This window comes from Streptomyces sp. NRRL S-31, from assembly GCF_000718775.1.
GTDB lineage: Bacteria > Actinomycetota > Actinomycetes > Streptomycetales > Streptomycetaceae > Streptomyces.
The window spans coordinates 1-20,077 of sequence record NZ_JOCB01000130.1 but is presented as its reverse complement, the minus strand read 5'-3'; the positions used below and the strand labels follow the sequence as shown (position 1 = coordinate 20,077).

The 20,077-nt window shown below is 74.5% G+C and carries 19 protein-coding genes; 11 read left to right on the top strand and 8 right to left on the bottom strand.

Features of this window, described 5'->3' with window-relative positions; translation table 11 throughout:
* Positions 1–505 precede the first annotated feature (505 nt).
* Both IF37_RS0134910 and IF37_RS0134905 read left to right on the top strand, forming a co-directional pair.
* Positions 506–1,474 (top strand): fibronectin type III domain-containing protein, encoded by a 969-nt coding sequence (locus IF37_RS0134910; protein ID WP_030752327.1) that lies wholly within the window; start codon positions 506–508, stop codon positions 1,472–1,474.
* Positions 1,475–1,645: 171 nt separating this feature from the next.
* Positions 1,646–2,239, top strand: coding sequence for a hypothetical protein (locus IF37_RS0134905; protein ID WP_030752325.1), 594 nt, complete (start codon positions 1,646–1,648; stop codon positions 2,237–2,239).
* A 72-nt stretch (positions 2,240–2,311) separates the two neighbouring features.
* Here IF37_RS0134905 and IF37_RS0134900 read toward each other — a convergent pair whose 3' ends face one another.
* Both IF37_RS0134900 and IF37_RS0134895 read right to left on the bottom strand, forming a co-directional pair.
* Positions 2,312–2,869 (bottom strand): PadR family transcriptional regulator, encoded by a 558-nt coding sequence (locus IF37_RS0134900; protein ID WP_030752322.1) that lies wholly within the window; start codon positions 2,867–2,869, stop codon positions 2,312–2,314.
* 31 nt (positions 2,870–2,900) lie between these two features.
* Complete coding sequence (locus IF37_RS0134895) at positions 2,901–4,916, bottom strand: NADPH-dependent 2,4-dienoyl-CoA reductase (RefSeq protein ID WP_030752318.1); 2,016 nt, start codon at positions 4,914–4,916, stop codon at positions 2,901–2,903.
* 367 nt (positions 4,917–5,283) lie between these two features.
* On the opposite strand from IF37_RS0134895, the gene IF37_RS0134890 reads away from it, so the two are divergent.
* A complete protein-coding gene (locus tag IF37_RS0134890) occupies positions 5,284–5,652 on the top strand; it encodes a tautomerase family protein (RefSeq protein WP_052845540.1) in 369 nt (122 codons plus the stop codon).
* A 5-nt stretch (positions 5,653–5,657) separates the two neighbouring features.
* Here IF37_RS0134890 and IF37_RS0134885 read toward each other — a convergent pair whose 3' ends face one another.
* The gene (locus IF37_RS0134885) at positions 5,658–6,032 is read right to left on the bottom strand and encodes a hypothetical protein (protein WP_030752312.1); all 375 of its coding nucleotides are present in this window, start codon (positions 6,030–6,032) and stop codon (positions 5,658–5,660) included.
* A 117-nt stretch (positions 6,033–6,149) separates the two neighbouring features.
* Entirely contained in the window at positions 6,150–7,031 is an 882-nt protein-coding gene (locus tag IF37_RS0134880) for a hypothetical protein (RefSeq protein WP_030752309.1), read from the bottom strand.
* Between the two features lie 313 nt (positions 7,032–7,344).
* On the opposite strand from IF37_RS0134880, the gene IF37_RS0134875 reads away from it, so the two are divergent.
* Positions 7,345–9,420 carry a SpoIIE family protein phosphatase gene (locus IF37_RS0134875; protein ID WP_030752306.1) on the top strand — a complete coding sequence of 692 codons (2,076 nt, stop codon included), beginning with the start codon at positions 7,345–7,347 and terminating at the stop codon, positions 9,418–9,420.
* Positions 9,421–9,529: 109 nt separating this feature from the next.
* Here IF37_RS0134875 and IF37_RS0134870 read toward each other — a convergent pair whose 3' ends face one another.
* Together IF37_RS0134870 and IF37_RS0134865 are read right to left on the bottom strand one after the other, a co-directional pair.
* Positions 9,530–10,366, bottom strand: a complete 837-nt coding sequence (locus IF37_RS0134870; RefSeq protein ID WP_052845539.1) for a putative protein N(5)-glutamine methyltransferase — start codon at positions 10,364–10,366, stop codon at positions 9,530–9,532.
* Between the two features lie 284 nt (positions 10,367–10,650).
* The gene (locus tag IF37_RS0134865; protein WP_030752299.1) at positions 10,651–11,790 is read right to left on the bottom strand and encodes a membrane protein; all 1,140 of its coding nucleotides are present in this window, start codon (positions 11,788–11,790) and stop codon (positions 10,651–10,653) included.
* Positions 11,791–11,918: 128 nt separating this feature from the next.
* On the opposite strand from IF37_RS0134865, the gene IF37_RS0134860 reads away from it, so the two are divergent.
* Positions 11,919–12,317 (top strand): MarR family winged helix-turn-helix transcriptional regulator, encoded by a 399-nt coding sequence (locus IF37_RS0134860; RefSeq protein ID WP_253915935.1) that lies wholly within the window; start codon positions 11,919–11,921, stop codon positions 12,315–12,317.
* A gap of 82 nt (positions 12,318–12,399) precedes the next feature.
* Here the strand turns inward: IF37_RS0134860 and IF37_RS0134855 are convergent, their stop codons facing one another.
* Positions 12,400–13,170 carry a GNAT family N-acetyltransferase gene (locus IF37_RS0134855; RefSeq protein ID WP_030752293.1) on the bottom strand — a complete coding sequence of 257 codons (771 nt, stop codon included), beginning with the start codon at positions 13,168–13,170 and terminating at the stop codon, positions 12,400–12,402.
* Positions 13,171–13,384: 214 nt separating this feature from the next.
* Between IF37_RS0134855 and IF37_RS0134850 the strand changes: the two genes are divergently transcribed.
* The 6 genes from IF37_RS0134850 to IF37_RS0134825 all read left to right on the top strand — a co-directional run bounded on the left by IF37_RS0134850 (position 13,385) and on the right by IF37_RS0134825 (position 19,093).
* Complete coding sequence (locus IF37_RS0134850) at positions 13,385–13,990, top strand: sulfite oxidase-like oxidoreductase (protein ID WP_030752290.1); 606 nt, start codon at positions 13,385–13,387, stop codon at positions 13,988–13,990.
* A complete protein-coding gene (locus tag IF37_RS0134845) occupies positions 13,983–14,738 on the top strand; it encodes a ferredoxin reductase (RefSeq protein WP_030752287.1) in 756 nt (251 codons plus the stop codon). Before IF37_RS0134850 ends, IF37_RS0134845 begins: the two co-directional genes overlap by 8 nt.
* 268 nt (positions 14,739–15,006) lie before the next feature.
* Positions 15,007–15,591: a DUF3592 domain-containing protein gene (locus IF37_RS0134840; RefSeq protein ID WP_030752285.1), complete on the top strand. Its 585-nt coding sequence runs from the start codon at positions 15,007–15,009 to the stop codon at positions 15,589–15,591.
* A 207-nt stretch (positions 15,592–15,798) separates the two neighbouring features.
* The gene (locus tag IF37_RS0134835) at positions 15,799–16,767 is read left to right on the top strand and encodes an acetylxylan esterase (protein WP_030752282.1); all 969 of its coding nucleotides are present in this window, start codon (positions 15,799–15,801) and stop codon (positions 16,765–16,767) included.
* 215 nt (positions 16,768–16,982) lie between these two features.
* Complete coding sequence (locus IF37_RS0134830) at positions 16,983–18,197, top strand: EstA family serine hydrolase (protein ID WP_030752279.1); 1,215 nt, start codon at positions 16,983–16,985, stop codon at positions 18,195–18,197.
* 152 nt (positions 18,198–18,349) lie between these two features.
* Positions 18,350–19,093: a GntR family transcriptional regulator gene (locus tag IF37_RS0134825; protein ID WP_030752276.1), complete on the top strand. Its 744-nt coding sequence runs from the start codon at positions 18,350–18,352 to the stop codon at positions 19,091–19,093.
* Here IF37_RS0134825 and IF37_RS0134820 read toward each other — a convergent pair.
* Positions 19,071–19,835: a class I SAM-dependent methyltransferase gene (locus IF37_RS0134820; protein WP_052845538.1), complete on the bottom strand. Its 765-nt coding sequence runs from the start codon at positions 19,833–19,835 to the stop codon at positions 19,071–19,073. The two genes, IF37_RS0134825 and IF37_RS0134820, sit on opposite strands and share 23 nt — an antisense overlap.
* Positions 19,836–20,077 lie beyond the last annotated feature (242 nt).

Here is a 20,077-nt window from a genome sequence, read left to right as displayed (position 1 = left end):
CGGCGGTGGCGGGGGCGGGCAGCGCCGCCGGGGCGAGCAGGGCGGCGCCGGCCGCGGCCAGCGTCAGCGACGGGACACGCACGATGAGGAACCCTCTCGTAGGGGACAAATCGGACATCGCGCCCACTGTGCTGCGCCCAGGGGTGTGCGGCCACAGGGGTCGCCGCGAAGGGGCCGGATGGAGCACGCCGCTGACCCCGAAAGGGGACGGCGGGGAAAATCCGCCCATTCGGGCGGCCGGGGGGGGCGACAGGGGCCGGGGGGTCCGGACCGTAGCGTCCCGGACCCCCCGGCCACCCACGCCGGCGCGGGATCGGCGACGACAGCGTGTCCGCGCCACGGGCATGAACTCCCCTGCCCTCTCGGGCAGTTCAGCCGTTGGGAAGTCCAGCATACGTAACGCCCGGGGGTGGCCACCAACGCGGCCCCCTTGCCGTGCCCCCACCGGCCGGGCATATTGGTCCGGACCTTTAGGATGCCGAGGCCGTCCGGGGAGGACTGTGCCGTGCGACGCGTTCGGTTGCCGCTCGTACCGGTCTGTGGTGCGTTGCTGCTGGTCGTCTCCTGCGGCCGGGGCGGGGCCGCCGACGAGGGCCGGGTGCCGGGCGCGCCGGCCGGGATCACCGCCGCCGCGGGCAGTGCCACCAGCGTGCACGTGATGTGGAACGCGGCACCGGACGACGCCGGGATCCGCACCTACGAGGTATATCGCGGCACCACGAAGGTGACCGAGGTACCGGGCGCGCAGCACATGGTGGACATCACCAGGCTCAGGCCCGCCACCGCATATGTGTTCACCGTGCGCGCCCGGGACGCCGAGGGCCGGCTGGGGCCGCCGAGCCGCACGGTGCGGGCACGGACGCCGGCCGTGGCGGCGGCGGACCACTCGGCGCCCACCCGGCCGGGGCGGACCACCGGACGGGCCGTGGGCAGCCGCGCCGTCCGGCTGTCCTGGGGCGCGTCCCGGGACGACCGGGGCGTGGTGTCCTACGACGTCTACCAGGGCGGTGTGAAGATCCACAGCGTGGGCGGGAACCAGACCGCCGCCGTCCTCACCGGCCTGCGCCCCGGCCACCGGTACGCCTTCACCGTGCGGGCCCGGGACGCGGCCGACAACCTCTCCCCCGCCGGCTCACCGGTCCGCCTCGCCACGCCGGGTGGCGACGACGGCCGGAACACCGCGCCCACCGGGTTCACCGCCGCGACCCACCGCTCCGGCGGCGCCTACTACGTCGACCTCGCCTGGAACCCGCCGCGCGCGGACGGGGTGATCGCCGAGTACCGGATCCAGCTGGACGGCACCACGGCCACCTCGCTGGTCTGGGGCGGCGCACCGCCGCCCGGCCGGGCGCACCACAGCTTCTACCTCGGCACCGCCGCCGGGGAGCGCCACCGGGTACGGCTGCGGGCGCGGCTGCCGGACGGCACCTGGGGCGGCTGGTCGGCGGAGCGGACGGTGACCACGGGCGGCTGACCCGCGGCGGGCCGCGGCACGCCGGACGGAGCAGTCGCTCACCTGATCGGGCCTCGACCGGGTGCGCGCGTGCCCCGCGCGGCGTTGGCTGCGGTTGAGGCAGCACGGGCGTTCCCCGACCCCCGGCGGCGCATGGGACGTACCGCCGACCGTGCCGCCGGAGGCCACCCCATGCACACCTCGCGACTCCTGCTCCGCTCCGGCCCGACCCTGGCGGCAGCCGCCGCGCTCCCGGCCGTGCTCGCCGGGCCGGCCGCCGCGGCCTCGGGCATCTCGGTCAGCACCGCCGGCTCCACGGTCTCCGTGGTCACCAGCGCGTGCACGCAGATCAACGGCGCCTGGGGAACCGCCGCGCTGCTCACCAGCGGCCAGGCGAACTTCGCCCAGGGCCGGCAGGTGGCCCTGTCCGGTACGTCCGTCAGCCAGTCCGCCGCCTGGACGGGGGTGAGCCCGGGGACGTACACCGTGGTGGTGATGTGCTCCAGCGGCGGCACCGCGGGCAGCCAGTCGGTGATCGTCTCGGCGCCCAGGAGCCCGACGGTCTCGGCGACGCCCGGGAACCCGGTGCTCCCGGCGGCGCCCAGGAAACCGACGATCTCGGCGACCACCAGCCCGGCGCCGTCCCGGGGCGTGATGGGCGGCCTCGGCGGCGCCGCCCGCGACTACGGCCCGCTGACCCTGGGCGTCGGCGCGGCGCTGGTCGGGGCCGGGGTCGTGGCCACCGGCTGGGTACTGCGCCGCCGTTCGAAGCCGTACCGGCTCTGAGAGCGCTGCCGCCCCGGGAGGCGTCGCGACCGGCGGGAGTCGTGCCGGCTCCGCGCGCCCGTCAGGGCGCCGTCAGCCCTCCTCCCGCTTCTCGCCGGGCAGTTCGGCGAACTCGGTCAGGGCGGAGGCGAGCCACCGGGTCCAGAAGGTCTCCAGGTCGATCCCGGCGCGCAGGACGAGGTGGCGCAGCCGGTCGCCCGGGGTGTCCCGGCCCGGCGGGAAGTCGCGCTCCTCGATCTCCCGGTACTCGGCCAGCTGGCGCCGGTGCAGCTCCAGATGGCGGCGCAGGTCGGCCTCCAGGCCCGCGGTGCCGACCACCGCCGCCGCGCGCAGCCGCAGCAGCAGCGGGTCCCGCGGCGACCTGGGGTCCTGCGCGGCGGCGGTCCAGCGGGCCAGTTCGGCACGGCCCGCGGGCAGCACCTCGTAGCTCTTCTTCTGCCCGCGGGCCGGCTGTGCGGCGGGCAGCGTGCGGATGAGGCCCCCGGCCTCCAGCCGCCCCAGCTCGCGGTAGATCTGCTGGTGCGTCGCGGACCAGAAGTAGCCGATCGACTTGTCGAACCGGCGGGTCAGCTCCAGCCCCGACGACGGCTTTTCCAGCAGGGCGGTGAGGATCGCGTGCGGGAGTGACATGGGCTCATCCTAGGGAGCGGCGGACCGGCCCCTACAGGCTCGCCGCCAGCTCCGTGCCCTGCTTGATCGCCCGCTTGGCGTCCAGTTCGGCCGCGACGTCCGCGCCGCCGATCAGGTGCGCGCCGCGCCCGGCGGCGACCAGCGCGTCGTACAGGTCGCGGCGCGGCTCCTGGCCGGTGCAGAGCACCACCGTGTCTACCTCCAGGACGGTGCTCTCCCCGCCGACGGTGATGTGCAGGCCGGCGTCGTCGATCCGGTCGTAGCGCACGCCCGGCACCATGGTCACGCCGCGCTGCTTCAGCTCGGTGCGGTGGATCCAGCCGGTGGTCTTGCCTAGCCCGGCGCCGACCTTGCTGGTCTTGCGCTGGAGGAGGTGGACGCGGCGGGCCGGGGCGGGCCGCTCGGGCGCGGTGAGGCCGCCGGGTGCCCGGTAGTCCATGTCGACGCCCCAGTGCCCGAGCCAGGTCCGCGGGTCCTCGCTCGCCTTGTCGCCGCCGTCGGTGAGGTACTCGGCGACGTCGAAGCCGATGCCGCCGGCGCCGAGGACGGCGACGCGGTCGCCGACGGGGGCGCCGTCGCGCAGCACGTCGAGGTAGCCGAGGACGCGGGGGTGGTCGACGCCGGGGATCTCCGGGGTGCGCGGGGTGACGCCGGTGGCGACGACGACCTCGTCGAAGCCGTCCAGGTCGCCGGCGCCCACCCAGGTGTCCAGGCGTACGTCGACGCCGTGCGCGTCGAGCTGGTGGCGGAAGTAGCGCAGCGTCTCGTCGAACTCCTGCTTGCCCGGCACCTTCCGGGCCACGTTGAGCTGCCCGCCGATCTCGCCCGCCCCGTCGAACAGGGTGACGGCGTGGCCGCGTTCGGCGGCGGAGACCGCGCAGGCGAGTCCGGCCGGACCGGCGCCGACGACCGCGACGCGCTTCCTCAGCCGGGTCGGGGAGAGCACCAGCTCGGTCTCGTGGCAGGCCCGCGGGTTGACCAGGCAGGAGGTGATCTGCCCGCTGAAGGTGTGGTCCAGGCACGCCTGGTTGCAGCCGATGCAGGTGTTGACGGCCTCCGGGGTGCCGGCGGCGGCCTTGGCGACGAAGTCGGGGTCGGCGAGCATCGGGCGGGCCATCGAGACCATGTCCGCGTAGCCGCCGGCCAGCAACTCCTCGGCGAGTTCCGGGGTGTTGATGCGGTTGGTGGTCACCAGGGGCACCGAGACCTCGCCCATCAGCTTCTTGGTGACCCAGCTGTAGGCGCCGCGCGGCACGGAGGTGGCGATGGTCGGGATGCGGGCCTCGTGCCAGCCGATGCCGGTGTTGATGAGCGTGGCCCCGGCGGCCTCGACGGCCTTGCCGAGGGTGATCACCTCGGCCAGCGAGGAGCCGCCCGGCACCAGGTCGAGCATGGACAGCCGGTAGATGACGATGAAGTCCTCGCCGACGGCCTCACGGACCCGCCGCACGATCTCGACGGGGAGGCGCATCCGGTTCTCGTACGAGCCGCCCCAGCGGTCGGTGCGGCGGTTGGTCTGCGCGGCGGTGAACTCGTTGACGAGATAGCCCTCGGAGCCCATGATCTCGACGCCGTCGTAGCCGGCCCGCCGCGCCAGGCGGGCCGCCCGGGCGTAGTCGTCGATGGTGCGCTCGATGTCGGCGTCGGTCAGCTCACGGGGGGCGAAGGGGCTGATCGGTGCCTGGAGCGGGCTCGGCGCGACCAGGTCCCGGTGGTAGGCGTACCGGCCGAAGTGCAGGATCTGCATCGCGATCCGGCCGCCCTCGCGGTGCACGGCCTCCGTGATCTCCCGGTGCTGCCCGGCCTCCGCCTCGGTGGTGAGCTTGGCGCCGCCCTCGTACGGCCGTCCCTCCTCGTTGGGCGCGATGCCGCCGGTGACGATCAGCCCCACTCCCCCGCGCGCGCGGGCCGCGTAGAACGCCGCCATCCGCTCGAAGCCGCGTTCGGCCTCCTCCAGGCCGACGTGCATCGAGCCCATGAGCACGCGGTTCGGCAGCGTGGTGAAGCCCAGGTCGAGCGGGGTCATCAGGTGCGGGTAACGGCTCATCGGGCCCTCCGTGCGCGGTGTCGTCGCCTCTTGTTGTAGAGGAGGCCGACGCTTTGTGCAACGAGTTGCACAATCGCCATGGGGTGACTCCGGCCACTCTGTACCTACTGGTATGTACAATCTGGCGTGACCAATCCGCCGCCCGGGAGGACTCCGCCATGCCCTTCGTCCGGATCGACGCCCTCGGCGCCGACCCCGCCCGCCTAGGGGGTTTCGTTTGGATCAGCCCGGGTCCGCGACGCCCGGCACGGCACCTCGCCGCGTTGTCGGACCACCCGAGTACACCCAGTACGCGGGTGATCCTCCGCCTTGCGATGCACCGCACCGGACGCCGCGGCCTGATCCGACCTGATCCAAACGAAACCCCCTGGACGCGCTCGGCCGGGCCGTCCACGACGCCCTGACGGAGACGCTCGGCATCCCGCCCGAGGACCGTTTCCAGGTGCTGACCGGCCATGACGGCGTCACCAGCACCCTGCGGCACGGCAACCACCTCGGCATACCCAAGGACGACTCGGTCGTCTTCGTCGCGATCACCCTGCGCGCGGGCCGCGACGACGACCTGAAGCGGGCGCTGTACCGGCGGATCGCCGGGCTGGTCCACGAGCGCACCGGCACCGAGCCGCACAACGTCCTCGTGACCCTGACCGAGAACGGCTCCGCCGACTGGTCCTTCGGCCACGGCGAAGCGCAGTACGCCCCGGCCGGCGGTCAACCGGCCGGGGCGCTGCCCTGAAGGCGTCAGCGGCTCTCCAGCCGCAGGTGCAGGTCCCGCTCCTGGTCACCGGAGGCCGTACAGGTCTCCCGCACGGTGAACATCGAGTCCAGCGTGTGGCGGAAGCGCTCCACCGCCCAGTAGCTGCCCTGGACGTCCGCCTGGACGGGCGAGTCCAGGTGGACCGGCGGACAGCCGTGCCCGCGGGCGTCCGCGACGTCGTACGTGCCCAGCCACACCATCGGCCGGGTCTCGTGGAGTTGCTGGGGCACTTCCTCGGGAGCCCGGTCGGAGGCGAAGCAGGCGCTGAGCGCCTCGAAGACGAGCCGTGCGTCGTCCTTGGAATATCCGCTGATCTCCACCGAGACGGTCTCCGGGTGCGACTGCTCCGTATCTGCCATGATCGCTCCTTTCGTGGCCGTGCTGCGATGGAACGGGGTACCCCGCCGAACCTCGTCCATCCCCAGGAAAGCACCGCCGGCCGCCGCGCACACCTCAGCCGAGGGCGAACGCGTGCGTCAGCCGAGGGCGAACTTGTACGTCTTGCTGTCCGTCAGCACGCAGAAGCCGGGCGAGACGACGATGACGCGCAGGGTGCCGCTGCGCCGGTCGTAGTCGATGCCCTCCGCCTCGAACGAGCCGGAGCAGGAGCTGCGCAGCGGCAGCTGGCGCAGCGCGGTGACATGGCCCGAGACGTCGGCCGTGCCGTTCGGCGCGGCCGACAGGTCGATGCGCAGGAGCGGCTTGGTGAGGCCGAAGAGGCTGCCGTCCGGGTCGTCGGAGGAGCACAGCAGGGTGGTGGGGCCCGAGAAGTCGCAGCCCTGGACGTCGCGGACGGCGTGGTCGAGGCGGACGGCCGACACCTGCGGGAGGTTCGCCGAGGGGGAGGTGGACGGGTTGACGCCCGGGGTCGGGAAGACCAGCAGGCGGGTCATCGTGCCCCACTCGCCGGACAGCGTCCACTGGCCGTCGGGCGAGATCGCGACCCACGAGTTGTTCAGCGCCTCACCCGCGCTCAGCGCGTGGACGTACTCCGACCAGGCACCGCCGGGCGCCTGGACGCGGAACATCTTCGAGTTGCCGGAGTCCTGCTGGTAAGGCTCGATGTAGTAGCCGTTGTACGAGGCGTCGGGGTCGCCGACGTGGTTCCAGCCGCGGCTGGAGACGCCGAGGGGGATGGTGCCGATGCCGGTGTACCGGTTGGGGCTGTTCGCGGGGACCTCCACCGAGGTCAGCCCCTGGCTCTCGGTCAGCGGGTCGGCGCGGTCGGAGCCGGTCTCGGTCCAGGTGCCGGCCGCCGAGGCGGGCGCGGGCGCGGCGAGGGACACGACGGCGGCGGTGGCGAGGGTGACGAGTCCGGCGAGGACTGCGTGACAACGTTGCCGGGCGGACGCGGGCATGGCCGACTCCTCGGATGGGGGATGGGTACACGGCGTGGGCGGACGGGGACACTCGGTCGGCGGACAGTCTGGCGCGAAGCGATAGTCATGTACAGACCAATCAGGCGACAGGGGCGTGAACGCCCGGTCCGGGCGGTGCCGCACGGCGCGCGCACCGCCGGCGCGGCGTCTTCGGCGGACGCCGGCCGCCGTGTTGAGGGATGGTGGAGGTAGACGGTGACGGCGTCGGAGAGTCGGGTGTGAGCGCGGTAGACCGAGGAAGACCGGCACGGGGGACGACGTGCCGTGCGGACGGGCGAAGGCGGTGCGTGGCATGAGTGCAGCCGAGGCTCCGGCGACAGAGAGCGGGGAGCCGGCCCGCGGGCCGGTGCGCCCCGGCGGCCTGCTCGACGTGCTCGGCGTGGCCTCGGTGGTGCTGGACACCGACGGCCGGATCGTGCTGTGGAGCCCGCAGGCGGAGGAGCTGTTCGGGTACTCCGCCCAGGAGGCCCTCGGCCGGTACGCCGCCCGGCTGATGGTGCACGAACGGCACATCCAGCTGGTCGGCAAGCTCTTCGCCGACGTGATGCGCACCGGGCAGAGCTGGGCCGGCGGCTTCCCGGTCCGGCACAAGGACGGCAGCACCCGTCTGGTGGAGTTCCGCAACATGCGGCTGCTGGACGACCGCGGCGACGTCTTCGCGCTCGGGCTGGCCGTCGACCAGTCGACGGTACGGCGGCTGGAGCAGGACGTGGCGCTGTCCGAGCGGATGGTGAAGCAGTCCCCGATCGGTTACGCCGTCCTCGACACCGAGCTGCGGTTCGTCTCCGTCAACCCGGCCCTGGAGCGCATCAACGGCCTGCCGGCCGCCGAGCACGTCGGCAGGACGCTGCCCGAGGTGCTGCCGCAGCTGGACGCTGCCGCGCTGGAGGCCGCCGCCCGGCGGGTGCTGGAGACGGGCGTGCCGCTGGTCGACGACACCCTCGTCGGCCGCACCCCGGCCGACGAGGGCACGGACCACATCTGGTCGCACTCGCTGTACCGGCTGGAGGACACCCTGGGCAATGTGCTCGGTGTGGCCGTCTCGCTGGTCGACATCACGGAGCAGCACCTGGCCTCCCAGGAGGCGGAGGCCGCGCGGTGCCGGCTCGCGGTCATCGCCGACGCCTCCGCGCGGATCGGTACGACGCTGGAGCTGGAGCGCACGGCCAGCGAGCTGGCCGAGGTCGCCGTGCCGGAACTGGCGGACGTGGCGGCCGTGGACCTGCTGGACGCGGTGGTCGAGGGCCGGCCCAGCGCGCTGGGCCCCTCGGAGTCCGCGGTGATCCGGGCGCTCGCGCTGCGCCCGGAGACGGGCAGCGAGGCGGTGCGGGCCGCCGACCGGCCCGGCCAGATCGCCCGGTACGCGCCCGACCGCCTGGTCACCGAGTGCGTGCGCACCGGTGAGGCGGTGCTGGTGCCGCGGGTGAGGGACGAGGACCTGCCGCGGATCGCCCGCTCCGCCGAGGCGGCCAAGCTGCTCGGCCGGGCGGGTCTGCACTCGTATCTGGCGGTGCCGCTGATCGCGCGCGGGGAGGTGCTGGGCGCGCTGGACCTCAAACGCACCCGCAATCGGGCCCCGTTCGACAAGGACGACGTCCTGCTGGCGCGCGAGCTGGCCGCCCGCGCGGCGGTGCAGATCGACAACGCCCGCTGGTACCAGAACGCCCGCAACACCGCGCTCACCCTCCAGCGCAGCCTGCTGCCCAGCCATCCGCCGGTCACCACCGCCCTGGAGGTGGCCTCCCGTTACCAGCCGGCGGGCGCCACCAGCGAGGTCGGCGGCGACTGGTTCGACGTCATCCCGCTGGAGGGGGACAAGACCGCGCTCGTCGTGGGCGACGTGATGGGCAGCGGGGTGAGCGCCGCCGCCACGATGGGCCGGCTGCGCACCGCGACCACGACCCTGGCCGCCCTCGATCTCGACCCGGCCCGGCTGCTGGAGCACCTGGACAAGACGACCTCGGCCCTGGACCACTCCATCGCGACCTGTGTGTACGCCATCCACGACCCGCATCTGCGGCAGTGCCGGATCGCCAACGCCGGACACCTGCCGCCGGCCCGGGTACGGCCCGGGCACGCGCCGGAACTGCTCGACCTGCCCACCGGTGTGCCGCTGGGGGTGGGCGGGGTCGCCTTCTCCAGCGTCACGGTGGACTTCGCGCCCGGCGACGAGCTGGTGTTCTACACCGACGGGCTGGTGGAGACCCGCCGCCACTCGCTGGACGAGCGCCTGGCCTCGCTGCTGTCCCTGCTCGACCCCGCCCGCCCGCTGGAGGAGACCTGCGACCTGCTCCTGCGCATGCTGCACCACCCCGACAACCACGACGACGTGGCCCTGCTCATCGCCCGGGCCCAGGAACTGCCGTGACGACGCGGGGAGCGCGGGGCACGGGGCGGGGAAGCACGGGCGGGGCGGCGGTGCTTCGGCCCGGCGGCACCGGACCGTGCGCCGGGCCGCGGGGCCGCCGGGCCGCCGCCTACCGCGCCGGGTGCCGCGGTCCGGGCCGCACGCCGATCACCACGTGCGCGTACAGCTCGTCCGACACCGCCAGACGGGTCGTCAGGCCCGCCTCGGTGAACGCCCGGACGGCGGCCGGCGCCTGGCGTTCGCTGGTCTCGGTCAGCAGACAGCCGCCGGGGGCGAGCCACTCGGACGCCCCGGCGGCCACCCGGCGCAGCACGGTGAGGCCGTCGGCGCCGCCGTCCAGCGCGACCAGTGGCTCGTGCTCACGGGCCTCCGTCGGCAGCAGGGCCACTTCGGCGGTGGGGACGTAGGGCACGTTGGCCGTCAGGACGTCCACCCGGCCGCGCAGGGCGGGCGGCAGGGCGTCGTACAGGTCGCCCTGGTGGGCCCGCCCGCCGAAGGCGGCGAGGTTGCGGCGGGCGCAGCGCACCGCGGCCGGGTCGATGTCGGCGGCGTGCACCTCGGGCCCGTGCAGGGCGTGCGCGAGGGCCGCGCCGAGCGCGCCGGAACCACAGCACAGGTCCACGACGACCGCCGCGCCGGGCGCCGCGGCCAGCGCCTGGTCGACCAGGAACTCGGTACGGCGGCGGGGCACGAACACCCCCGGTGCCACGGTGACGCGCAGTCCGTGGAACTCCGCCCAGCCGAGGACGTGTTCGAGGGGCAGCCCGGCGGCGCGCCGGTCCACCATGCCGGCCGCCTCCTCGGGGGTGCGGGCGGTGGCGAGGATCAGCTCGGCCTCGTCCTCGGCGAAGACGCAGCCCGCGGCGCGCAGCGCGGAGACGACGGCGGACACGGAGAACGGTGCGGGGAAGGAGGAGGGAGAGGGGGACGGGGCGGGGAAGGGCATGGAAGCCGGAAACCTTTCGGGAGCGCGAATCCTGGGCGCTCCCGCGGTCACCGCTGCCGGTGTACCGCGCCGTCACAAGGAGGGAGCACCCCGGCCGACACAGCGGTAATGGGTCTCACCTCCTCGTCACAGTGGGCCGCGCGGGTCCGCGGCCGGATGCTCACCTTACCCCAAGGCGGGGCGACGGAAGGGCCGTTCGCGGTGCGCGGTCCGGCGGGGACGGGTTCGCGGCGAGGAGCCCCGCCCGGTGCCGGACGGGGCCCCTCGCGGCGGCGCGCGGTCGCTCAGACGCCGACCGTCTCCTCCATCTCTTCCTCGGCTTCCTCCTCGGCCTTCCCCCCGGCCCCCTCCAGGGCCCCCGGCCGGCCTTCCCGCCCGGTCCCGGGTGCGGCGGGCACGGCCCCGGGCCGCGCGGCGGTGTCCTGCCGGATGCCGGCGGCGTCGCGGGCACCGGCGGCGTCGGCGACGCCGCGGGCGCGTTCGTAGCCGCCGGCGAGCGCGGTCACCGCGAGGCCGGCCAGCAGCCAGACGGCGAGCGTCCACACATTGCGGGCGAGGCCGTCGTCGGCGAAGTACAGCAGGCTGCGCACGCCCTCGACGAAGCCCGCGCCGTTCCAGAAGGCGTGCAGGGTGCCGAAGAAGCCGTTCTGGAGTTCGGGCCGGAACAGGCCGCCGGAGCTGGTGAAGTTCAGCATCACGAACAGCACCATCATGGTCAGCGTGGTCCAGCGCTTCAGGAACGTGTGCAGTCCGACGCCGATGAACAGGATGCCCGCCGAGTAGAGCCAGGCCATGCCCCAGACCCCGGCGAGGTCGTGGTGGGCGAGGTGGAACACCGGCCCGGCGAGCAGCGCCCCGATGCCGCTGACCACCGCCGAGACGCCGAGGGCGAGCAGGGCCCGGATCCGCAGGGCGAGGCCGGCCCCGGCGGCGCCGAGCGCGGCCACCGAGGCGTAGGAGCCGATGCTGACGGCGATCAGCAGGAAGAACAGGCCCTGGCCGGTGGGGTCGTCGGCGACCGGCTCGGCCACGTCGGTGACCTTCAGCGGTACGCCCTGCTCCGCGGCGACGGGCAGGAAGACCTTCTCCACGGCCGTGGCGCCCATGTCGGAGGCGGCGCTGGCCACCAGCAGCTCGGGCGCCTTGGCGCTCGGCACGTAGGCGCCGGTCACCTCGCGGGACTTGAGGAGTCCGACGGCGCCGGCCCGGGTGGCTACCGTGCGGACGTCGAGCTTCTCGCCCGCGGTGTCCTTGACCGTCTGCGCGAAGACCTTCGCCTTCGGGCTGGTGCCGACGACGGCGACCGGCAGGTGGTGCGGCTCGGGGGTGACGAAGGCCCCCATGTACGCGAGCCCCATGCCCACGCACATCAGCAGCGGGGTGATCAGGTGCGTGAGCACATGGCGCAGTGCCGGTGACCTCATCGCGCGCGGCCCTCCAAAAGGTTGGCTTATACAACTCTCAGTTCAAGTTGTACTATACAACTAGAACGCCGGAGGAGGTATTCCACGTGAGCGCAGCCGAGTCGGCCGTCGAGACGATCCAGCGCGAGATGACCATCTTCGCCCGCCGGGCCCGGGCCTCGGCGGGCCGTATGCATCCCGAGCTGTCCCTGGTGTCGTACACCCTCCTCGGCCATCTGGAGGAACGCGACGGCTGCCGGGCGACGGACCTGGCGGCGCACTACGCCCTGGACAAGTCCACGGTGAGCCGCCAGGTGGCGGCGCTGGAGCGGACCGGGCTGATCGAGCGCCGCCTGGACCCGGAGGACCACCGGGTCCAGGTGCTGCACCTGACGGAGGCCGGTCGGGAGATCCTGGCCCAGGTCACCCGCAGCCGCCGGGCCGCCTTCCGGGAGCGGCTGGCGGACTGGCCGGAGGACGACCTGGTCCGGTTCGCGGCCTACCTGGAGCGGTACAACGCGGGACCGGCCGACACCGACGCGGACTGAGCCACCGCCCCCGCGCCCCCGTACGTCGCCCCGTGCCGACCTGTGCCGACACGCGCCGGCGTCTCCCCTCAGGGGCGCCCGCCTACGGCACCGGCACGGCCTCGCGGCCGTCCGTCAGCCGCTGCGGGGACCGGGCCTCCAAGAACGCCGTGCGGCGGCGCAGCCGGAAGCCGAGCGACTCGTACAGCCGGATGGCGCCCGTGTTCTGGGCAGCGGTGTGCAGGAACGGCGTCTCCCCGCGCTCCCGGATGCCGTGCGCGACGGCGAGGACCAGGCGGCCGGCGAGGCCCTCGCCGCGGAAGGCGGGGTCGGTGCAGACCGCGCTGATCTCGGTCCAGCCCGGCGGGTGCAGCCGCTCCCCCGCCATGGCGATCAGCGCGCCGTCCCGGCGGATGCCGAGGTAGGTGCCGAGTTCCACGGTGCGCGGCAGGAAGGGTCCGGGCCGGGTGCGCGCCACCAGGTCCAGCATCTCGGGCACGTCCGCCGCCCCGAGGACCACCGCCTCCCGGTCCGGCGCGGCGGCCACGCCGTCGTCCACGAGCTGCACGCCCTCGACGCGGGAGGTGATCTCCCAGCCGTCCGGGACCTCCCCGCGGAAGCCGGGCAGCGGGACCTCCTCGCCGGGACCGGCCAGCGCCGCGAGGTCCGCCCAGTCCCGCGCGTCCGGTTCGTCCGGCAGCGCCAGCCACGGCGAGACGTCCACGGGGTAGCGCAGCACCCGGCCGCGCCGCTCGGCGAAGCGGGCGTGCGGGCCGGTCAGGGAGGCGAGGGCCGGGTTGTCCAGAACGTGCGGGACGTGCGGGACGTCCGCGGCGGTCCGGCCGGGGCCGCCCGCGCTGCTCACGACGGTCATGCGGCCACCTCGATCACGGTCCTGGACACGTACGCCTGGGACATCGTCGTTCCTCACTTCTCTCGCGCTGTCACCGGCCCACCGGAGCCGGCACCGATCGGCAAGGAGCGGCACCGGACCGGTATTCCCGGGCCCGGGCAGAGTTCATACGGCCGCAACGATGGGGGCTCCGGCCGGGGGCGGAGCATGCGGAACGACAGCGTACGGTTGAAGCATGAACGTCACGCGAGGCTTCACGGGCCGCCCGCGCGTCCACCATCCGGGGCTGCCGCCCGGGCAGTACGACGCGCGCGACGACTGGCCCGTCCTGTCCGCCGAGGTCACCCCGGACCTCTCGGCCGCCGACTGGTCCTTCCGCATCGACGGCCTGGTCGAACGTCCGCACACCTGGGACTGGGACACCGCGCACGCCCTGCCGGCGTCGGTCTACGACGGTGACATCCACTGTGTCACCGGCTGGTCCAAGTTCGGCGTGCGGTTCGGCGGCGTCTCGCTGGACGCCTTCTTCAATATGGTCCGGCCCTATGGGACCGCCACACATGCCCTCGCCTACTCCCACACGGGTTACACCGCCAACCTGCCGCTCGCCGACCTCACCGGCGGGCGGGCCTGGATCGCCTGGGAGTACGACGGCGCACCGCTGCCGCCCGAGCACGGCGGTCCCGCGCGGCTCCTGGTCCCCCACCTCTACTTCTGGAAGAGCCCGAAGTGGATCGCGGGCGTCACGCTCCTGGACCACGACGAACCGGGCTTCTGGGAGCGCAACGGCTACCACGAGCGCGGCAACCCGTGGGAGGAGCAGCGGTACTCCGGTGACTGAGACGACGACCGCCGCGACCCGGTTCGCGGTGCCCGGGCGGATCGCCGTGAGCGGCCAGGCGGCGTCCGTGTGGCAGACCGCCACGCTGACCGGCATCCGCCGCGAGACCCCGCACGCGGCCACCTTCCGCCTGGCGGTGCCGGCCTGGCCGGGACACCTGCCGGGCCAGCACCTGATGCTGCGGCTGACCGCCGCCGACGGGTACACGGCGCAGCGCCACTACTCGATCGCGTCGCCGCCGGACGGGTCCGGGCACATCGAGCTGACCTTGGACCGGGTGCCGGACGGCGAGGTCTCCGGCTGGTTCCACACCGTGGCCCGGCCCGGGGACACGGTGGAGGTCCGCGGCCCGCTGAGCGGCTTCTTCGCCTGGCCGGGCGACCGGCCCGCACTGCTGCTCGGCGCCGGTTCCGGGGTGGTGCCGCTGATGTCGATGGTGCGCCACCACCGGGCGCGCGGCCTCGCCGTCCCGCTGCGGATGCTGGTGTCGGCGCGCGGCCCCGAGGAGCTGATCTACGCGGCCGAGCTGGGCCCGGAGACGACGCCGGTGTTCACCCGCAGCGCGCCACCCGGGGTGCCGGTGGGACGTATGACCGCCGCACATGTGGCGCCGCTCCTGGCCGAGCAGCCCGCCGGTGGGTGGGAAGCCTATGTGTGTGGATCCAATGGGTTCGCCGAGCATGCGTCCCGGTTGCTGGTCGCGGCGGGTCAGCCGGTGGAGCGGATCCGGATCGAGCGGTTCGGCTGAGTTCTCGGAGGGACCGATTCGGCCGAGGCCCCGGATCGGGCTCGACCGAGGCCCGGGGTCGCGTGGCGGGGCCCGGCGCGCGATCGTGGGGCGCACGGCGCGTGCCGTACGCCATATGGGCCGGAACTCGCGGTCCGCGGCCTGCGCGAGGTACGCCGAACGGGGTACGAGACGGGTGTGGGCGCTCGCGGGCGTGAGCGGCGGGGGCGAGGGACCGGCGACCCGGCTCTGCCGGCTCACCGGCTCCGGCGGCGGCGAGGAGGTGGACATGCGTACCCGGGTGTATGGCTGGCGCTGGCGGCGCAATCCGCTACGGCGCCGGTCGGACGTCGTGGAGGCATGGACGGTGCTGGTGGTCGCCGTCCTGTTGTCCGTGGTCGCGCCCCTGGTGGGGGTGGCCGCGGGCCTGCACGCCCATGACCTGGCCCGGGCGGACGCCGCCGCGCAGCGGGCGGAGCGTCACCAGGTGCGGGCCGTGGTGGTCGGCGACCCGCCCGAGCGGACCTCCCCGGCGGCGGGCGACCGCCGCCGCCCCTACAGCGCGCAGGTCCGCTGGACCGAACCGGGCAAGGGGGTGCGCACGGCGTGGGCCCGGGTGCCCGCCGGGGCCCGCCCCGGGGAGCCGGTGCCGGTGTGGTTCGACTCCCGGGGCCGCAGTGTGGCGCCCCCGCCGGACGCCGTGGCGGTGTGGCAGCACGCGGTCACCGTCGGACTGTGCGCGGCGGGCGGCGTGGCGACGGTGGTGCTCCTCGGCCGCGCGATCGAGCGCCGGATCGCGCTGCGCCACCGGCTGGCCGAGTGGGAGCGGGAGTGGGCCCGGACCGGGCCGCGGTGGAACCAGCCGCGGACCTGACGGGCGGGTGACCGGGCCACCGGGGCACGCCACCGCGTCCCGGTGGAGCCACCGGGTACAAGCGTTTTCCCACCCACGGACCAGGGCGTCGACGCTCCCGGCGGACCGACCGGAAAGGGGCCCGCGCCCCGCCCCGGCTCTGGCGAGTGATCCGATCACCCACGTACGGTGGGACCGCACGGTCCCCCTTCGTGAAGGCGGTTGTCGATGGCCCTGTTCGATCTGCCTCTGGACGAACTCCGTACGTACCGCAGCGAGTCCACCGAACCAGAGGATTTCGACGCCTTCTGGGACAAGACGCTCCAACAGGCCCGCGAGCACGGACTGGACGCGCGCTTCGAGCCGGTGGACGCCGGGCTGACCACGGTCGAGGTGTACGACGTGACGTTCGCCGGGTTCGACGGGCACCCCGTCAAGGGCTGGCTGCGGCTGCCCGCCGGCGCCACGGAACCGCTGCCGCTGGTCGTGGAGTTCATCGGCTACGGCGGCGGGCGCGGCCTGCCGCACGAGAGCCTGCTCTGGGCGTCGACGGGCCGGGCGCACTTCCTGATGGACACCCGCGGGCAGGGCAGCGTCTGGGGCGGCGGGGGTGACACGGCGGACCCGGTGGGTGCGGCGCCGGCGTTCCCCGGATACATGACGCGGGGCATCGAGGCGCCCGAGAACTACTACTACCGCCGGGTGTTCACCGACGCCGTGCGCGCGGTGGAGGCGGCCCGCTCGCATCCGCTGACCGACGCGTCGCGGACCGTGGCGACCGGCGTCAGCCAGGGCGGCGGCATCGCGATCGCCGTCGGCGGTCTGGTCCCGGACCTGGTCGCGGTCGCCCCGGACGTGCCGTTCCTGTGCGACTTCCCGCGTGCCGTCACCCTGACGGACCGCCGCCCGTACCGGGAGATCGGCCTGTTCCTCAGGACGCACCGCGGGCGCTCGGCGGACGCGCTGCGCACGCTGTCCTACTTCGACGCGGTGCACTTCGCGGCCCGGGGCCGGGCGCCGGCCCTGTTCTCGGTGGCCCTGGAGGACGAGACGTGCCCGCCGTCGACCGTGTTCGCGGCCTTCAACGCGTGGTCGCACGAGGACAGGGCCATCGAGGTGTACGAGTTCAACGACCACGAGGGCGGCGGCTCCTTCCACGAGGCGGCGAAGGTGCGCTGGCTGCGGTCGTACGCCTGACGGCCCGACGGCGTCCGGTCGGGCCGCCGGTCAGCCGAGCGGGTGGCTGACGCCGCCCTGGCCGTCCGTCCCGCTCCCCGGCGCGGCGGCCCGCGGCCGGGCAGCCGTACCCGGAGCGTGCCGCGCCGCCTTCCGCCCACTCCGACCAGTCGGTATGTTCACCACACCCCGGGCCATGACGGCGCGGCCCGGTGTCCGGCGACCACGGAGGCCCCATGTCCGCTCAGGAGATCCAGCGGGAAACCCGGCAGCAGACCCCGCGGCAGACAGCACAGGCAGACACGCCCGTCCACGGATACTGCGATCCGCGGTTCGCCGCGGTGCGGGAGGCGTTCACGGCGAACTTCCGCGAACGGGACGAACTGGGCGCCGCGGTGGCCGTCACCGTGGCCGGGGAGACGGTCGTGGACCTCTGGGGCGGCTGGGCGGACGCGGCGGGCACCCGGCCCTGGGAACGGGACACCGTGGTGAACGTGTGGTCGACCACCAAGGGGCCCGTGGCGCTCTGCGCCCATCTGCTCGCCGACCGGGGCCTGCTCGACCTCGACGCGCCGGTGGCCGCGTACTGGCCCGAATTCGCCGCCGCGGGCAAGGAAGGGGTGCTGGTGCGCCATCTGCTGTCGCACCGGGCCGGACTGTCCGGACTGCGCGAGCCGCACACCCTGGAGGAGTTGTACGACTGGGAGCTGACCACCGCGCGGCTCGCGGCCATGGCGCCCTGGTGGGAGCCGGGCACCCGGTCCGGGTACCACGCGCTGACCTACGGCTTCCTGGTCGGGGAGGTCGTGCGCCGGGTGTCCGGGCTGCGGCCGGGGGCCTTCCTGGAGCGGGAGGTGACCGGACCGCTCGGGATCGACTTCACGGTGGGCCTGCCGGCGCGGGACTCCGGCCGGGCGGCCGAACTGGTACCGCCGCCTGCCAGGCCGGCCCGGCAGGCGGCGGCCTTCGCCCAGTTGCCGCCGGCCGCGCTGGCCGCCCTGGCCAACCCGCCGGTCGGCACCGAGCAGGCCAACAGCGCAGGCTGGCGGGCGGCGGAGATCCCCGCCGCCAACGGCCATGGCACCGCGCGCGCGGTGGCCGCGCTCTACGGCGTCTTCGCCGGGCGCGGCACGTTCGGCGGCCGTCGGCTCCTGTCGCCACAGGCCGTGGAGCGGGCGCGCGAGGGGCAGGGCCGCTGCCGCGACCTGGTGCTCGGCGCGGGTCTGGACGGCGAGACCGAACTGGGGCTCGGGCTGTGGCTGAGCGGGCCGCGGGGGTCGTACGGCCCGAATCCGCGGGCTTTCGGCCATGACGGGTTCGGCGGTTCCTGCGGGCTCGCCGACCCGGAGGCCGGAGTCTCGCTGAGCTACGTGATGAACCGCATGGGACCCCGCATCGCCGATGATCCACGGAAGACGGCGCTGGTCGACGCCCTCTACAGCGCCCTCTGAGCCCGAGGCGGGGCGCCGGGTCCGGTCGCGCGAAGGGGTGGATTCCGGTCGAACCGGCAGTCGACCCTTCCCCCGTGGTTTAGACCAATGGTATTTCTGGTCGCGCAATGAACCCATACGACTACGTCTTGTCACCGACAGGAGGGCGCGGCATGGCCCGCACCACCCCGCACACTCCCCCGACCAGCGACGACCGTCCCCTGTACGGACGGATAGCGGAGCTGCTCCTCGGCGAGCTGCGCGACGGCACCATACCGCCGGGCGAGCGGCTCCCGGGCGAGCGGCACCTGGCCGCGCACTTCGGGGTCAGCCGGGAGACCGTGCGGCAGGCGCTGGAGGTGCTTCGCCGCGGCGGTCTGGTCGCCACCGACCGGCGGGGCAGCCACGCCACGCTGCCCGGCCGGCCGGTCGAGGCGCCGGGGTCGCTCACCTTCCCGGTGGGTGCCCGGTCGGCGGACCCCTGTGCGGTGGACCGGGCCACGGTGACCTGGGAGACGCCGCCACCGGAGCACGCGCGGGCGCTGGGCCTGGCCCCGTACCGCAAGACGCTGGTGCACCGGTACCGGTCGGTGACGCCGGAGGGCCGGTCGCTGCGGACGGCGGTGACATCGTTTTCTTCGGTCGCCCTGTCCGAGGTGGCGGAACTGGCCCGCTACCGGGGCCGGGCCGACGGGGCCACGCCCGCGCAGTTGCGGCGGGCCTACGACTGGATGCGCAAGGCGGGCCTCTCGCTGCACCACCGGGACTCCATCACCCAGGTCGGCGGCGCCTCCTCGGTACGGGTGACCCGGCGCGTGCACGACCAGTACGCCCGCCCGCTGGAGATCACCGATCTGGTGGTGAACGCCGAACGCGACACGCTGGTCTACGAGTTCACCCTGCCCGCCGCGGGCTGACGCGCCGGGGCGGCACGGGTGCCCTGCGGGCCACCACCAGCCGGCCGCGCGGACTGCCGTCGGCACGCCGCCCGAACTCGGGCAGGGCGCGCAGTTCGACGGCGAAACCGGCCCGCTCCAGCTCGCCCAGCACGGTGCCGAGCCGGAAGGCCCGGTAGTACATGACGAAGGGCGGCCGCCACAGGGCGTTGCGCACCCGCATCGCCGTGTCGAAGCCGAGCAGCAGCCAGAAGGCGGGGTGCGCGGGGCGGGGCGGGGCGAACACCGGGAAGGCGAACCGGCCGCCGGGCCGCAGCACCGTGTGGACCTGGGTGAAGAGTCCCGGCAGTTCCCGCGGCAGGAAGTGGCCGAACGCCCCGAAGGAGACGACGAGGTCGAACGCGGCGGTGAACGGCAGGGACCGGGCGTCGGCCCGCACGAAGGCGGTCCGGGGTCCGTCGGCGGGCCGCACCCGGCGCCGGGCTACCTCAAGCATGCCGGCGCTGAAGTCGACCCCGGTGACGGACCGGCGGCACACTCCGGTCAGCAGCCGCGTTCCCGCGCCGGTGCCGCAGCACAGGTCGAGGCCGTCCGGGAACGGGCCGAGCGGTCCGAGCGCCCGGGCGACCGCCTCCAGGACGTCGTCGGGCGTCCGGAAGGGCGTGCGGTCGAACTTGGGCGCGAGCAGGTCGTAACCGCGCTCGACGGACGACAGCGCCTGCACGGCGAGTTCGCGGAGCGTGGGACCTTCGGGACCGAACATGGCAGCAGCCTATGACGGGCGCCGCGGACCGCCGCCGGGCGCGGGCGGCGGCGGTCGCCCCGGCCGGCGTCAGCCGTAGGTGTCGTGGCAGAGGCGGGCGAGCTTGGGTGCCGCCATGCGGTCCGCCTGGCGGCACAGGTCGCTCATCCGGTCGGCGCCGGACGGCCGGGAGGCCGGACGGGCGCGGTGGGCCGGGCGCCCGGCGGGCGACCGCCGCTCCGGGTGCCGGGACGGCGGGGCGG